13 protein-coding genes are annotated in these 14,424 nt (G+C 42.5%); 6 read left to right on the top strand and 7 right to left on the bottom strand.

What is annotated here, in order from left to right; genetic code table 11:
• Window positions 1-46: 46 nt before the first annotated feature.
• Both CAN34_RS02540 and CAN34_RS02535 read right to left on the bottom strand, forming a co-directional pair.
• Window positions 47-541, bottom strand: coding sequence for a hypothetical protein (locus CAN34_RS02540; RefSeq protein WP_089554305.1), 495 nt, complete (start codon window positions 539-541; stop codon window positions 47-49).
• 348 nt (window positions 542-889) lie between these two features.
• The gene (locus tag CAN34_RS02535; RefSeq protein ID WP_089554304.1) at window positions 890-2,170 is read right to left on the bottom strand and encodes a hemolysin family protein; all 1,281 of its coding nucleotides are present in this window, start codon (window positions 2,168-2,170) and stop codon (window positions 890-892) included.
• Between the two features lie 677 nt (window positions 2,171-2,847).
• Here CAN34_RS02535 and yajC point away from each other — a divergent pair.
• From yajC to CAN34_RS02505, 6 genes are all read left to right on the top strand, one after another.
• The gene (yajC, locus tag CAN34_RS02530) at window positions 2,848-3,126 is read left to right on the top strand and encodes a preprotein translocase subunit YajC (RefSeq protein ID WP_079691991.1); all 279 of its coding nucleotides are present in this window, start codon (window positions 2,848-2,850) and stop codon (window positions 3,124-3,126) included.
• Window positions 3,127-3,401: 275 nt separating this feature from the next.
• A complete protein-coding gene (gene secD, locus CAN34_RS02525) occupies window positions 3,402-5,279 on the top strand; it encodes a protein translocase subunit SecD (protein ID WP_079691992.1) in 1,878 nt (625 codons plus the stop codon).
• Between the two features lie 9 nt (window positions 5,280-5,288).
• Window positions 5,289-6,533: a protein translocase subunit SecF gene (gene secF, locus CAN34_RS02520; RefSeq protein WP_089554303.1), complete on the top strand. Its 1,245-nt coding sequence runs from the start codon at window positions 5,289-5,291 to the stop codon at window positions 6,531-6,533.
• A gap of 216 nt (window positions 6,534-6,749) precedes the next feature.
• The gene (locus CAN34_RS02515) at window positions 6,750-8,168 is read left to right on the top strand and encodes an MATE family efflux transporter (RefSeq protein ID WP_089554302.1); all 1,419 of its coding nucleotides are present in this window, start codon (window positions 6,750-6,752) and stop codon (window positions 8,166-8,168) included.
• A 74-nt stretch (window positions 8,169-8,242) separates the two neighbouring features.
• A complete protein-coding gene (locus tag CAN34_RS02510) occupies window positions 8,243-8,974 on the top strand; it encodes an AzlC family ABC transporter permease (protein WP_089554301.1) in 732 nt (243 codons plus the stop codon).
• Window positions 8,964-9,323: an AzlD domain-containing protein gene (locus tag CAN34_RS02505; protein ID WP_089554300.1), complete on the top strand. Its 360-nt coding sequence runs from the start codon at window positions 8,964-8,966 to the stop codon at window positions 9,321-9,323. Before CAN34_RS02510 ends, CAN34_RS02505 begins: the two co-directional genes overlap by 11 nt.
• A gap of 97 nt (window positions 9,324-9,420) precedes the next feature.
• Here the strand turns inward: CAN34_RS02505 and purF are convergent, their stop codons facing one another.
• The 5 genes from purF to gspM form a co-directional block, all read right to left on the bottom strand.
• Window positions 9,421-10,956: an amidophosphoribosyltransferase gene (gene purF / locus CAN34_RS02500; protein WP_089554299.1), complete on the bottom strand. Its 1,536-nt coding sequence runs from the start codon at window positions 10,954-10,956 to the stop codon at window positions 9,421-9,423.
• A gap of 241 nt (window positions 10,957-11,197) precedes the next feature.
• On the bottom strand, window positions 11,198-11,695 hold the full coding sequence (locus CAN34_RS02495) for a CvpA family protein (protein ID WP_089554298.1): 498 nt from the start codon (window positions 11,693-11,695) through the stop codon (window positions 11,198-11,200).
• 163 nt (window positions 11,696-11,858) lie between these two features.
• Window positions 11,859-12,893: a quinone-dependent dihydroorotate dehydrogenase gene (locus tag CAN34_RS02490; RefSeq protein ID WP_089554297.1), complete on the bottom strand. Its 1,035-nt coding sequence runs from the start codon at window positions 12,891-12,893 to the stop codon at window positions 11,859-11,861.
• Window positions 12,894-13,092: 199 nt separating this feature from the next.
• Window positions 13,093-13,683 carry a hypothetical protein gene (locus tag CAN34_RS02485; RefSeq protein WP_254423053.1) on the bottom strand — a complete coding sequence of 197 codons (591 nt, stop codon included), beginning with the start codon at window positions 13,681-13,683 and terminating at the stop codon, window positions 13,093-13,095.
• Window positions 13,684-13,823: 140 nt separating this feature from the next.
• On the bottom strand, window positions 13,824-14,381 hold the full coding sequence (gspM, locus tag CAN34_RS02480; protein WP_089554296.1) for a type II secretion system protein GspM: 558 nt from the start codon (window positions 14,379-14,381) through the stop codon (window positions 13,824-13,826).
• Window positions 14,382-14,424: the final 43 nt, after the last annotated feature.

The following is a 14,424-nucleotide window of genomic DNA, read 5'->3' as shown; positions in this document are numbered from 1 at the left end:
AATCAACCGTGATTTGATAGCCATTAGTTAGTAGCTATTAATCTCATTAGTTAATAGCCACTTGTGAGACGGCGCGTAAAAGTACCGCGTTACCAGTAGATAAAGTCAATGTCACTCTCGAGGTGGTGACAAACGAGACTCTTTGACCATCTTTTACCCAGCTCTCATTGGTCGTCACATTGGCTTTTGCTTGTGAGCCCGTAATTACAATATTATCAACACTGATATCATAGCGATAATTCGAGGTATTGCTCCAACTATTCTGGAGTAATTTTAGATAAGCATCTTTATCTAAGCTAGTAGATTTGCCTTTTCTTGACATTGAAATCAATGCATCGTCAGACACTAAGCGCGCTATCTGATTGATGTTCTGGCTATTGGCTGATGCTTTCATAGCGGCGGCGTAATTTTGTACTAAAGATTCCGTCATGTCTGCGGCTTGCGCACTAATACTCATCGTGCTGGCAGCGGCAACGACTGCAGCCACGCTAGCGCTTTTTATCAATAGAGGCAACAGCCCCTTCCCCAATAGTTTTTTCATGATATTCCTTAGTAGTAGTATCTTGGTTATGGTCAGGTATGGATCATTAGTTTTTATTTACGATTTAATTATACAGTGCTACTTATATTCATCAGCACAGATAATTTATGTCCATCTATTTATGACCATTTATTGCTTAGTAATTTTAACCATTACTTTTATTTGATATTTTTCACAGCTTATTGTTAAGATAGTTTTAGCCTATCATTCAATTCTCACAGCCATGTGACACCCTGTGTAATTATTGCGAAAAGTAAAGCAAAACTATCTGTTAAAGCAAGTTTGTCCAATGACTGCCGCCATTTCTTGAGTTCTCATAGCTTGAGCGGGTATGTCCTTTGAAGCTTTTTATTGCTTATTCTCAGCACTATTATCTTCATAGTGCTCATCATCACTCAGCTTCAGACCCAAGCGCTCGACGCGTCTGTCCATCATTTGCCGTGCCAATGCTTGCATATCCTCGACACGATCTATCTCATCGACAATCTCAAGACCCAACAATGTCTCAAACACATCTTCTAAGGTGACTAAGCCTTTGACTTCACCATATTCACCGACCGTAATCGCAATATGGATACGGTTTTTTAGCATCAACTCCAACACATCAAACAACTTCATCTTTGAAAATACAAAGGTGATGTCTCGTTTGAACTGTGTTAATGGTTTGTCTACCGCATTATTGACCTTTGCCAATAACATGTCTGTTTTTAATACAAAGCCAGTAATATTGTCTAAATCGCTATCATAAATCGGCAGTCGCGAAAAGGTGAGTTTTGGTCGATCAACCAATAATTCGGCGACCGTCTTATTTTCTTCAAAAGATAACATCACCGAACGCGGGGTCATAATATCTTCAACTTTAATGGCACCGAATGCCAGCAGGTTTCGAATAATGCGTGACTCTAATGGATCGATTTGTCCTGACTCTTCACCAATGCTGGCAAGCGCGGCAAACTCACGGCGACTGAACGCTTGCGGTTCTTTGCCACGCACAAGTAGCTTGGTCAATTTTTCTGAGACTAAAATTAAAGGGTACAGCAGCAATACAATCCCTCGTACAAAATAGGCGACCATGCCACCTAATTGACGCCAGTATACAGTGCCGAGTGTTTTTGGCATGATTTCGGATAAAAACAAAATAGCCAATGTCATGACTGCAGAGAATAATCCAAACCAAGCACTACCGAATACAATCGTTGCCTGCGCACCAGCGCCAATCGAGCCTAAGGTATGTGCCACTGTATTTAGTGTCAAGATAGCAGCTAAAGACTGATCGATATTATCAATCTTTAGGCGTCTTAGCATACTTGCTTTTTTTGGATTGGTTTCTTGAAGGTCAGCAATATATGACGGTGTCATCGTCAATAGTGCTGCCTCTGCCAGTGAACAGATAAATGAGATACCAATGGCAATTACTACAAATAGTATGAGTAGTAATACGCTGCTAGCGCTTGGGTTCGCTAAGCCATCAGCAGCCCAAACAGAGTGCGGCAATATCAAGGTTATCAATAGTGATAACGTAGAAAATGACTTGAGATTAAACCAAGTGTTGTCACCCATCATCGGGGGAGGTTTAGCAGATGCGTCTTTACGACAAGCGCGCGGACGGTATAAACGAGGTACAGACATAAAAGAGGTGGACAAGTTAGATAACCTAGACAAATAAGAAAAAGGAAGTACCAATATATCACGACCATATCATGAGCAGATAGAAAATAATATCTGATAACATCTAATCCTGATTTGGTTTTGACAGTCATTTGCTAAAAGCCCGTCTAATACAGGCTATGGTCGATTCACTTTAAAAAGAATACAATGTGGCTGGTATGAATTTTGCGAAGCCTCTGTCTGTCGAAGCGCACAGCAGGCGAGAGAAATTCATACCAGCAGAATGTTGTGATAATCGTACGTATTTTATTTTAAACTTGCTAATATCAAGCAGCACTTTTAACACTGATGACTTATCCTTTGATAGTAGCATCGATGCTGGCATTTCACAATAAATCACTGTTTGTCTCAAGGACTTCAAAGGACTTCAAATGACTTCAAATGACGTCACAGGTTCGATAATCCTCATTATTAAAGCAGGACTTGCTTTATACTAATTTGGGTTTTTCTAGGTATTCATTGCCTTTATATACTACCCTTTTAATAGCGTAAAGCGATTGTCGCAGCAAATATTGACTGCTAGTATGCCAGTCCGTTAATAAAAACGTGCCCAGCTTATGATTAACAGTTACCAAGTCTGGGATTTTTTGTTACTATGCATTTAATTTTATTACTATCTATAATTTATTGAGAGAGATATGGAACAGTTCGGTCAAATCTTATTACCAGTTGCTTTTTTTGCGATTTTTTACTTTTTAGTTATTCGCCCACAATCTAAACGTACTAAAGAGCATCGTGCGATGGTCAATGCGTTGACGGTTGGTAGTGAAATCATATTTGCTGGTGGCTTGATGGGTCGTATCAAAGGCTTGGAAGGCGATTACGCCGTTGTTAGCTTAAACAACAATACCGACGTTAAGGTACAACGTGCCTCTGTTATTTCAGTATTGCCAGCTGGCACAATCGAAAGCGTTTAATCATCATCAATGACTTAGATGGTTATTAATGACTGACTATTAATAATTCGTTATCAATTAACAGTTGTAATGACTACAAAATGACCGTACATTATTTACGGTCATTTTTCGCTTTATCGTTTTACGCTTTACTATCATCGCGGATGATCACAGTGGTGCACTATCATGACTGCTATGGCTGCTCAATATAGTACCTCACCATTGTTATCGCTAACTTCCCATCTGCTAACTTGTGGCCTGCGTCGCCAGTAGTTTATCAACTTAAAGAAGTGATTATGCAATATCCCGCTTGGAAATACTTACTCATCACCGTCGTGCTAATCATTGCCGGTCTGTATGCTGCTCCTAACCTATATCCTGATGAACCTGCCGTACAGATTACGAGTGCAGCAGCAGGCACACAGTTGTCTGAAGGCATCTTGACTCAGTCTGAAAGCTTACTAAAAGAAGCGGGCTTGAACTACCATGACGGTACGTTTCAAGGCAACAGTGCGCTGGTACGTCTTGACACCCCAGTCGATCAGCTTAAGGCTCAGGAAGTGTTGAGACGGAATTTAGGCGAAGATTATGTAGTCGCACTTAACTTAGCCCAAACGACGCCGCAGTGGTTACGTGATATCGGCGCAAAACCAATGAAACTTGGTCTTGATTTGCGCGGTGGTGTTCGTTTTGTGCTAGAAGTTGATATGGACAAAGCGCTCGAACAACGTTTGACCAGTGCCAGTCGTGATATTCGACGTGATCTAAGAGCTGAAAGCATTGCGGTTAAAGGCATCAAAAACGATAAGCGTAGCGTGGTGTTACATTTTGCGGATACGGACGCTCGCAACCGTGCACAAAATGTTTTGCAAAGCTCGATGGGTAATACATTTACTTTACAATCCTCTATTGATGAACAAGGCCCGGCGCTGATTTTAGCGTATAACGATGCAACATTAGATGAAATCAATAGCTATGCGGTCAACCAGAACCTGACTACCCTACGCAATCGTATTGCTGAGCTTGGGGTAACAGAAGCATTAGTACAATCACAAGGTGCTAGCCGTATCGTCGTTGAGCTACCAGGTGTGCAAGATACCGCTGAGGCAAAACGTGTCCTTGGTCGTACTGCCAACCTTGAGTTCCGTATGGTCGCTGAAGGTGCCGAAAACTATACAGGCGGTATTCCACCTGCCGGTACTGAAGCGTTTCCATTTAACACCCTTGATGGTCCGCCGGTATTGCTAGAGCGCCAAGCGATTGTCACGGGTGAAAAAGTCACTAATGCTCAGACAGGTATCGATGAAAGTGGTTCGCCTGAAGTGAGTATTACCCTAGATAGTGCTGGTGGTAAGCTAATGCAAAACGCTACCCGCACCGCTGTCGGTAAACAAATGGCTGTTCTGTTTATTGAGAACAAGCAACGAATCACTTATGAAGAAGATCCAGCCACTGGCGAGACTGTAGAAGTCCGCACACCTTATGCTGAAACGAAAGTTATTAACCGCGCCAATATCCAAGCGGTACTGGGCTCATCTTTCCGTATTACAGGGCTTGATAGTAGTGCTGAAGCGGCTGAGCTGGCGCTCTTGCTACGTTCAGGTGCATTAGCAGCGCCGATGTATTTCGTTGAAGAACGCACCATTGGTCCATCACTGGGCCAAGAAAATATCGATAAAGGCTTATTCTCTACGCAGGTTGGTTATTTATTAGTCTTTGCGTTTATGATAATTTTCTATCGTTTATTTGGTGTGATTGCCAACGTTGCGCTGGCGGTTAACGTCATTATTATTATTTCTATCATGTCAATTCTAGGCTCATCACTGACGCTACCTGGTATTGCTGGTATCGTTTTGACCATTGGTATGGCGGTCGATGCCAACGTCCTGATTTTTGAGCGTATCCGTGAGGAGCTGGCAAACGGGGTCAGACCAAAATCCGCCATCGTGGCAGGTTTTGATCGTGCTTATAGTAGTATTTTCGATGCCAACATCACAACATTACTGGTCGCGTTTATTTTATTTGCGATTGGTACTGGTCCGATTAAAGGATTTGCGATTACTTTAGCGATCGGTATTGTCAGCTCGCTGTTTACTGCCATTTTGGTAACACGTGCGCTGATACAAATTGCTTACGGTAAACGTAAATCTATCAAACGTCTGAGCATCGGTTAGGAGAACACTATGGCAATCGATAAGAATAACCCTCTAGAACAACAGAATAATCCTGAACCGAACGGCTCAAGCAGTGAAGCAAGTGCGCGTGGTCGTAAAAAACCGCGCCGTGATGGCAAAGGTAGTAATACCCAAACCAATAACGCTACAGCCAAAAAAACAGCTAGTAAAACTCGCTCTAGTGCCAAAGGTGCTGATAAAGGCAGCCAAGCGCTCGCGACTACCGCTATTGATCCTAACTTAGCAGTGGGTGACGCTGCCGACGATGCCGCGGCATATGCAGAAGGCGGTATCAAAGCCATTGGCGACCAACGTATCATTCCTTTTATGAAGATAGAAAAGCCAATGGCGATTTTGTCTATTATTTTGGTGATTGGTAGTATTATTGCGATTGCGGTCAATGGTCTAAACCTAGGTCTTGACTTTACCGGTGGGGTTTCAGCAGATGTGCGTTATGAGCAGTCTGTTGAGCAAACCGATGTGGTCAACGCCTTGGCTGATAATGGCTTTGATGATGCTGTCGTACAGTATCTAGGAACGTCTCAAGAGCTACTGGTACGCCTACCACCCCAATCTGATAACGTTGATGGGCTTAGCGCCAGTCTCAGTGAAGCATTAAAACTTCCTAATAATGATGTTGAAATCAGTAATGTTAATATCATTGGTAGCCAAGTTGGTAACGAGATCTATTTAAGCTCAGTCCTGTCGATTGTATTGGCATTGGCATGTATGCTTGGATATGTCGCCCTACGCTTCCAGTTTAAACTGGCTATTGGTGCAGTATTGTCGCTATTCCATGATGCTATCGTGACCATCGGTGTCTTTGCGTTATTTGGTTTTCCGTTTGACTTAACGGTATTGGCCGCTATCTTGGCATTGATTGGTTATTCATTGAACGATACGATCGTCGTTTATGACCGTATCCGCGAAAACTTTCGCCGCGTCCGTGGTATCACGCCGCGTCAAACGATTGATTTATCATTGACAGAGACACTGCGCCGTACGATTATGACTATCTCAACCGTGCTATTGGTAGTATTAGCAATGCTATTCTTGGGCGGCGATGGCTTATTCTGGTTCTCGGCCGCGCTCTTCATCGGTTTACTTGCTGGTACTTATTCATCCACTTACATCGCAAGCTCGATTCCTCTAGCCATGGGTCTATCACGTGATGACTTTATCGTTAAGGTAAAACCTGAGTTTGAAGAAGAAATCGTGACCTTTAATGATCCAAAGATGTTTGAACAAGATTGATAACGGCATCACTGCTCACTTATTAAATTCTTTAATGAATGAGTAGATAAACGTTACCCTGACAAAAGCACCTAGACTCTAGGTGCTTTTGTCTATATATGGTCAAAATAAAATCGATAGCTAAATCGATACTCAAAAAGTCTAATGCTGCTATAAAGTCTTATCTTTAATACTATCTATAAACATGCTTAATCTGCCTATCTAAGCGATCATTCTATGCCATCTACCCTGCCGCCAAGTGCTATACCACCTATTGATACTCGCTATGCGCGCATCATCGCTATTGCATTGCCGGTATTACTGGCAAATCTTGCGATGCCGCTACAAAGCGTCATTGATACCGCGATTGTCGGCAATATGAATGATACCGCCAAACTTGCTGGTATAGGACTCGCGATACAGTTACTGTCTTTATTGCTCGTCAGTTTCAATTTTTTGCAGTATGCTTCATCTGGACTTTCGGCTCAGGCATTAGGCCAGCTGGCTAATAGCGACACTTCAACTCATGGCACATTAAAAAAACCACATACTACACAATCACCGCTGCTATCTATTTTGCAACGTGCTTTGGTATTGGCATTTATCATTGGCGCCGTTTTACTACTGGCAAAACCTTGGTTAATTGATTTTGGTCTACAAGCACTCTCAGCCAATCCTGATAGTGGTATAGCAGCCAAGACCTATTTAGATGTACGCTTTTGGGGTGTGATAGCCGAGCTAATGAATTTTGCTTTTATCGGCTGGTTTGCAGGTCAAGGCAAGACCCGTTATATGCTTTACCAACAAGGTTTTATCGCCATACTCAATATCATTCTGACGCTGTTTTTTGTCTTTGTTATGAATATGGGCTTGGTCGGCGTGGCGTTAGGGACCATGATAGCGTTTTGGTTGGGTGTGGTATTGGCATTATGGCTCAGCCGTCAGCATCTGCAAATATCTTGGCAGGCATTATTTACTGCGGATCGAGAGCACTTTACCAAAGTTAAAATGCTTAGGCTATTTTCATTAAATAAAGATATTTTCATCCGTACGCTTATCTTAACCTTAAGCTTTGCTTGGATTACTCGCCTATCTGCACAAAGTGGTGATGTCATACTCGCAGCCAATGCTATTTTATTGCAGGTATTAAGTATCTCAGCCTTTGCCCTTGATGGGGTGGCAGTCTCTGCTGAGACGTTAAGTGGACAAGCAGCAGGACGGCGCGATTGGCCACGCTTTCGTATTATCGTTAAGCGCACCGGTATCGTCAGCTATGGTCTTGCTATCATGCTAAGCGCAATATGGTGGCTTGCAATGCCTACTTATTTGCAGTTTATGACCAATATTGAACCGGTTTTTACCCTTGCTTATGACTATCATCTTTACGCAGTATTGCTACCACTCGTTGGAGTTGGTGCTTATTGGCTAGATGGGATATTTTTTGGTTTAACGGCAGGTAACGTCATTCGTAATGCAGCTCTTATATTAGCAGCCGTCTTTTTCCCATTAAGCTGGCTACTTTATCAACAATGGGATATGACTGGCATCTGGCTTAGCGTTTGGTGTTTATTACTACTACGCATGATTATCCTTGGTGGCTTTTTATACCGTGCTCACCAAACGGGTAGCTATGAAAAACTCCAACTTGAGCATTAGCCGATCAGCATCAGGCTATACCGCCACTTTCCATATTTAACGATATACAGAAACAGTAAATACTAGGACGTTACGTGAATAGCCAATCAAATGAGATTTATCAAAATCAAGCACAGCGCTATAACTGGGCAGAAGGCTTTAAAAAAAGCTTACCAGTAGCCATGGGTTATTTACCAGCGGGCATTGCCTTTGGTGTGCTTGCCCAAGTTGCCGGTATACCCGTATGGGCAACGATTATGCTCAGTATTGTGTTATATGCAGGTGCGGCGCAATATGCCTGCCTACCGATGTTAAGTGCCGGATTACCGATTGGTAGTATCGCCACCAATATCGCCGCTATCAATTTGCGTCATGTATTTTATGGCATGCCATTACTACAATATCTGCCCACACAAAAGCTTGCAAAGACCTATTGCTTATTTGCCCTCACCGATGAAACTTTTTCGGTGATGACCAGTTTACCGAACGAATCACGGCAAGCTTTGATACTGCCAATCAGTCTATTCAACCAAAGTTGGTGGGTACTGGCAAGTACTATTGGCGTTTTGATTGGCAGCGCCCTCAGTGATTTAGTGCCACATTTAGATTTTGCTCTGGTGTGTTTATTTGCCATTTTGGCGTATGAGCAATTTCAAAGTATCAAACGTTACTTTCCCATTGGTATTGCGGTGATTGCGCTAGCGATTGCTTCGCTGTTTACCAGCCATTGGTTGTTACTGGTGGCAATTACTATTTGTATGCTGATGATTTTGGCGCGTGGATTTTGGACACCACAAAGCGTAAATGGAGATACCAATGACCAGTAGCTACCTGATTATTGCAACCTTTGCCATGGCCGCAGTGACCTTTGTGACTCGTGCCCTGCCAGCTTTAATACCCAAAAAACTGCTCGATACACCTTGGCTACACCGGTTGAATGAGAGTTTGCCGCTATCAGTAATGGTATTACTGATTTTAACCAGTCTGTCTTATCAAGGTGTGTCAGAGAATACTGGTTTAAACCGTGCAGAGGTACATTTGTTGATGGCACAAATTGGTGCTTTGTTATTGGTACTATTCGTCTACCATATTAGCCGTCAGTTACTGGTCAGCATGGTGGTTGGTATCGCAGCGATTAATGGCTTTCTTTGGCTATTGAGTAATGTTTTAGGTTGATCACGATTATTTTTGAATATTAAAAAAGGCTGAATTCATTGAGAATCCAGCCTTTTTGTGTTTTAAAATCAATTTTATTTTTTAGCTATTTGGCAATCTAAAGCTCTTCGACACCCATCATATCAACTGGTGTATCTGCAACGATTTGCATGCCTTTCTTACCTATTTTAGCCGTTTCACTACGCTGTTCTTGTAGATAGTCAAGGTAAGCCTCATCGATTTGACCAGTGATATAGCAGCCATTAAATACTGCACAATCAAAGCCTTCAACCTTACTGTGCTTGGTATCTTTTACCGCATCAATTAGGTCGTCTAAATCTTGAAAAATCAAACGATCAGCGCCGATAATATCACGCACTTCTTCCACTGTATGACCTGAGGCAATCAGCTCACTGCGTACTGGCATGTCAATACCATAAACATTAGGATATTTAACCGGTGGCGCAGCACTGGCAAAGAATACCTTGCTTGCGCCTGCATCACGTGCCATTTGAATGATTTCATGACAGGTAGTACCACGGACGATAGAATCATCAACCAACAAGACATTTTTGCCTTTAAACTCTAATGGTACTGGGCTAAGCTTTTGGCGAACCGATTTTTTACGCTGCTGCTGACCTGGCATGATAAAGGTACGACCGATATAACGGTTTTTCATAAACCCTTCACGGTACTTAATATTCATCTTAAGCGCCAGCTCCATCGCGGAGGTACGTGAGGTATCTGGAATAGGAATCACTACGTCAATATCGTGATCTTCGCCCCACTCTCTAAGAATTTTATCTGCTAATTTTTCGCCCATACGCAAACGTGACTTATAGACTGAAATATTATCCATAATCGAATCTGGACGTGCAAAATAAACGTACTCAAAGATACAGGGTGTATATTCTTTTGGCTCGACACATTGATAAGTATGCAATTGATGGTTTAAGTCAATAAAGATAGCTTCACCTGGTTTGACATCACGAATGATGCTAAAACCAGAACCGGTCAGTGCTACTGACTCAGAAGCCACCATATACTCTGTGCCGCCGTTTGCGGCTAGACGCTCACCAAAAATTAGCGGACGAATACCATTAGGATCACGAAACGCCAGTAAGCCATGACCAGTAATCAGCGCTACTACGCCATAAGCGCCTTCACAGCGGCTATAGACTGCTTTTGTTGCTTCAAAAATATCATCAGCGGTCGGATGGGTTTTACCTAAATTCTGCATTTCGTGCGCTAAGACGTTTAATAATACCTCAGAGTCTGAATCGGTATTTAAGTGACGACGGTCATCTTGATAAAGCGATTTTGCCAAGCTTTCGGCATTAGTCAAGTTACCATTGTGCGCAAGCGTAATACCATAAGGCGAGTTGACATAGAATGGTTGTGCTTCAGCACTACTTGAGCTACCAGCGGTAGGATAGCGGACGTGACCGATACCGAATTTACCTACCAAACGTTGCATGTGACGATTCATAAAGACATCACGTACCATGCCGTTTTCTTTACGTAAGTATAAGCGTCCATCCTGTAAAGTCACAATACCTGCCGCATCTTGCCCGCGATGCTGCAACATGGTTAAGGCATCATAAAGAATTTGATTGACCGGCTCATGAGCTGCGACCCCAACGACTCCACACATAGTTGTATCCTATTTTGAATTTGAACCACACATTGAAAACACAATAACGGCATGATTTCTGACAAGGTGTTTTAAAGTTTCACCTATCACTCACCGCTAAGTTGATGATATTTGCTAAGATTGAAATCTTATTAATAATAGATAAAGCTGATTATCAGTAAGACAAACTATTGATGTTTGATAATTGATGGATTGTATCTTACGAATATTACAGGCGATTAAATAGCTTTTTATTCACAGCTTACGACTGATTGACTTGATCCCAAGCCAAGCCAAACATATCTGAGACCAGCGCTTTACCCATCGGTGCATAAGGCAGTAATTCAGGCGCGAGCACCGAGGTTTGCCATTGCGGCATCTGTACCAATAATGGCGCGCTGATACTAAGAATGACCAACACCATGAGCACATTTTTGGCAGCACCGAGCACACCGCCTGCTATTTTATCTACCACACCCAACCGCAAGGTTTTAAGCACCCCTGAGAATACAAACGCCACTAAGTGCATAATGGCCAATATGGCAATCACAATCACTAAGAATGCCATTGCCATCTGTAATACAGGGTTTTGTACCAGACCTGATAGCTGCGGTGCCACTGAACCTGCCAATCTGGTCGCAGCAATGAGCGCGATAAACCAGCCGACCAAACCTACCGCTGTCTTAATCAATCCGACTTGGAAGCCACGCCACAAGCCAATTAAAACGACAACGACAATCACAATGTCTAAACCACTCATGTTTATCGCCTCATTAGCTTATGTCTGTTATATTGGGTGTCTAATTGAAATTTGCAGCATGCTCAACGAAGCTTTTTTCAATAAATCATGTATTACATTAAACCATGCATGACTTAATGAATAAGTGACAATGAATAAGTGGTTTGGTTATTTAACCTTGCACTTAACTTTCCATGGCGTCGTAATAACCACCGATGGATTGAATGCAAGACTGTACCAATCCAGGACCTCGGTAAATAAGCCCCGTATAAAGCTGCACCATATCGGCGCCGGCTTCAATTTTTTTAACCGCTTTGGCACCGCTATCGATACCGCCCACACCAATCAAAGCTACTTTACCATCCAGCTGGTCGGCGAATTGTTGTAAAATTTGGGTGCTAATGTGGCTGACTGGGCGACCCGATAGACCACCCGCTTGCTCACCATCTGGCAAGTCTTCAACGCCGACTCGGCTCAACGTAGTATTGGTCGCAATCAAACCATCAATCTCAAAATCTAGCAGCTGCTGCGAGATATAGTCTACTTGTAGTGGCTCTAAATCAGGAGCAACTTTAAGCACCAAGGGTACATAAAAACCATATTCTGTTGCCAGCTGATTATGACGGTTTTTAATGGCATCCAACAGCTGGGTTAACGCTTCGCCACTTTGCAGGTCGCGTAAATTCTTAGTATTCGGCGAGGAGATATTGACTGTGATATATGAGGCATGTGGATAAACACGTTCTAAGCAATAAACATAATCGTCAGCCGCTTGTTCGACCGGCGTGTTGGCATTTTTGCCAATATTAATACCGATATTACCTTTATATTTACAGCGCTTCACATTTTCAATCAGGTAATCGACACCTTCATTATTAAAGCCCATACGATTGATAATGGCATCTGCTTGTTTGATTCTAAACAGTCGCGGCTTATCATTACCTATTTGCGGTTTCGGCGTGACCGTACCCACTTCTATAAAACCAAAGCCCAACTCAGCGAGTGCATCAATATAATCGCCGTTTTTGTCTAATCCTGCGGCGAGGCCAACTGGATTGGCAAACTGCAAACCCATACAGTCTGTTGGCTGCATTGACTGACCATATACCAAGCCTAGAACACGTGCTTTATGAGCTTTATCTAATAAAGATAACGTCATCTCATGAGCGTGTTCAGGATCCATCTTAAATAAAAAAGGGCGAAGTAAGGCATAAGACATAGTAATGACAGACCCTGCTTGAAAAGCAATAATGAATGAAAAAAGCGAATGAGGTCAAGCGCAGCGATTATATCAGCTTAACAGAAATAAGACCAAAGATTCATAGCGCAAATTTCCATATAAAAACACTAATAAGTAATCATCAACGCTCGCTTAATTGGGGTTAGCAATAATTATCTATACTTCTATATTTCATGTTCTAGGGTACAGGTCGTCCATCCGTCAGAGCAATCCAACCCCTTACAATCCGGTAAAGATGCCAAATAAAGGTAAAGCCCATAATTGCCAAACCGAAACCGGCTAACAATACCGAGCCGATGGCTATATTGCCGCTATCTGCTAACATGCTAACGCCAAAGCCACCTAAGGCAAACGTTATAATGACAATACCAATAATAAACCAAAAAATACTGTACCAAAAAGTCTTAATCTGCCAATCAAAATGAGTAGCTAACCATGAACCATCAGCATCCTGACGCTTGGCATAATTCATAAAAATAGGCACAATCCATAATAGACCTGCCGTAAAATAACTGAGTACATATAACAAATAGGTGATGTGATTATAAGTGATTAAAGATCGGCGCTTATTATTATTCATATTGCCGTTCGTATTGTGATTTAGATTGTTATTTATATTATCGCTCGTCATATCGTATTGTCCTTGCCCTGTAATCCCATGATCGGATGAGGCACCAAACGGCGCATGACTATCTGACACAACAGGTTCAGATTTTTTCGCCGGTTGACTCAAACGCGCTTCAGTTTGGCGATTAGGAGAGTCATTCATAATAAACATCCATCACTGGCAGTGGGTAATAACTATTTGATTGTGTCAGATAAACGTTTTTTCAATGAGTATGCTTTAAAAGCATACATATTACGGGTTAATTTTAAATGGATTTAATCCTAATATGCCCATGCTAAACGCTAAGAGGAGACTGTCGCCTGTACTTGAATCGCTTTAGTGATCAAATCTTGCTGCATGGACAGCTGGGTAAATTGCCAACCTTGCTGTTCAAGTTTACCAAGTGCGGTGCTCACCACCGCTTGGCTGGCATGATTAAAACTTAGTTGCACCGCATCACCATTTGCAATCACCTGAGCATCTACAATACCCGAGTTATTTAGCAGTGTGCTGACACTGCTGGCAGGTGGCAGCGCAGCGGTGCCGTCAGCGGTATTGGCAGCATTTAGTGCATTACCATCGATATTAGCTGCTTGCGCACGCAACCAAAAATAATCTGCAACCTGCTCGTGATACTCGCTTTTGCTATTATTTGCTGCCTGATGAACACTATAGCCGCCATAACCGCCACCAAACAATAGCAAAAAAGCAGACAATGCAATCAAAGCCAACTGGTCGCGGGGAGACAATGCCTGCCAGCGTGCTGATAGCAAGCTTTGATAGCCCGTCATTCGCGCTGATAACCCACTGGTCTGAGGCATAGAGGCATTACGTTTTGCGCGGCGCTGTAATATTTTCATTATTAACCTTTATTGCCTATCGTTAAATAGCTTATAAATAACT

Source organism: Psychrobacter sp. DAB_AL32B, from assembly GCF_002224105.1.
GTDB lineage: Bacteria > Pseudomonadota > Gammaproteobacteria > Pseudomonadales > Moraxellaceae > Psychrobacter.
This window is presented reverse-complemented; position numbering and strand designations above follow the sequence as displayed.